Source organism: Synechococcus sp. R55.7, assembly GCF_047461955.1.
Taxonomy (GTDB): domain Bacteria; phylum Cyanobacteriota; class Cyanobacteriia; order Thermostichales; family Thermostichaceae; genus Thermostichus.
Window position 1 is genome coordinate 1 of record NZ_JANSIC010000324.1, and the last position, 1,755, is coordinate 1,755.

General features: G+C 59.7%; 2 protein-coding genes. Both read left to right on the top strand.

Annotated features, from left to right (window positions below; all coding sequences use genetic code 11):
• A partial coding sequence (locus NW820_RS12185; protein ID WP_414407622.1) for a hypothetical protein occupies positions 1-780 on the top strand: 780 nt, incomplete at its 5' end.
• Between the two features lie 324 nt (positions 781-1,104).
• Positions 1,105-1,755 (top strand): DUF3318 domain-containing protein (locus tag NW820_RS12190; protein ID WP_414407623.1); only part of this gene is annotated, 651 nt, incomplete at its 3' end.

A 1,755-nucleotide genomic window follows, 5' to 3' on the forward strand; every position in this document is an offset into this window, starting at 1 on the left:
GAGTTTTGGGAGTTGCCATCGGTGAAGCATCAATCGGGTCGCCCTTCTTCCGGCCAGGGATCCTGGCCAGAATATCTGCAGCGGGTGGGGCGTGGGGCAGTGGAGACGGGATCCCAAGTTGCTCTGTGGATCCTATCGGGGCCACAGTGGCGGGTTTTGGCTCTGTCGGCCTTGGCGTTGGCAGGGCTGGCCTTCTGGAATGGGCGGCTGGCGCTCTCTCTGGGGGTGGGCACCTTGGTGATGTTGGGGCTACAGGGGGTGCGCAGCCCTGAGTTCAACCGCCGCTGGCAGGAGTGGCAAGCTTGGTTTCGGCAGGCGGATCGCTGGCTTTTGCTGGCAATTGGTTCGGGAGCAGCCGCCACCTTGGGCACCTACACCCTCATCTCCATCTGGGCAGAATCCACCCAACGCTGGCTGGCCACCGGTGCCATTCTACAGGGATTGGCCACTCTAGCCTTGTTGTCGCTGCTGTTTGGGGAGTGGCTCAGGGGCCGACAAGAGCGGCAACGGTCTCAATTGGAGCGCGACCTCAGCGACATTGCTTCTCCCGATCCCTTCCGACGGCTGGCGGGCGTTCGCCGCTTGCAGAGCTTAATGTCCCACCTGGATCCCGAGCAAACCCGGCTGGCGGTGGATTATCTGCGGTTGGCCCTCGACCAAGAGACGGTAGCGGTTGTGCGGGAAGCCCTGCTGGAGGCCCTACAGGGATGGGGGATCCTGCGCCGCCTCAACGATTTGACCAATCTCAAACACCCCAGCAGGGATCCCTCTTCAAACTAAGATAACGGCTGTCTTGGTCCTCAAGGGTTTGACTGGGATGATAAATTCAGTCCCTTGGGCAATCCGCCAAATAGATTGCTCACCTCAGGTTTAGCTAAACCGCCGAGAAGCCCCGCGCTGTATGCGTAGCAACCCTGCGGGAAGCTAGCTACAGGGTCGGGAGTATGTTACGCGGCATACCCCCTTTCCATCTAGGCTCAGGCTTGTCCCTCTGCCGCCAGCCCTATTGCAAAAAGCTTGCTTGGAGCTGGCCTGCAAGGAAGGCTAGAATCTTTTACTATGGGTAATCCTCTCCAGCCGCTCCCTTAGCCGCACTGTGCCAGCATGTATACCATTTCCGACTTTGACCGCCTGATCCAGTTTCTCCCAGTGGAGATCCGCCCTGAAGTGCAGATCGAGATCGGCACCCCTGACCAGTCTCGGGTTGTGCAGCCGTTGTGGCGCTTCCCCTGGCAAAAGTACTCTCGCTTTGCCATTGACCTCAGCCGTTGGCAGAAGCTGAGCCCTGACCAGCAGAAGATCTACTTCTTGCGAGAAGCGGTGATGGCCACAGAGCTGGCTTTGGGGGATAACTGGTCGGCGTTGTTGCTGTATCCCGCCTTGATCGGGGCCGGCAGCATGGGCATTTTGGTAGAGCTGCAGATGGGAGATAACCTCGGCGTTGGCTTAGCAGCAGGCTTGGCCGCGTCAGCGGTGTTTCTGTTGCGCAAAGCGGAGAAGGGCCAGAAGGCCCAGGTAGCAGCCGACGAGTTTGCCGTGCGCTATGCCTCCCAGAATGGCTACACCTCCGAGCAAGCTGCTGCTATCTTGCTGAGCGCGCTGCAGCAGGTGGCCATCCTCGAAGATCGCGTCAAGAACGACTACGACACCACCATGCGCCGCCGCAACCTGGAGTTCTTGGCGCAGCGGGGTTTGGGATCCGGCACCTTGACCATCAATCCTAAGTACCGCAACAAAGGCCAGAGCTCCAACCCC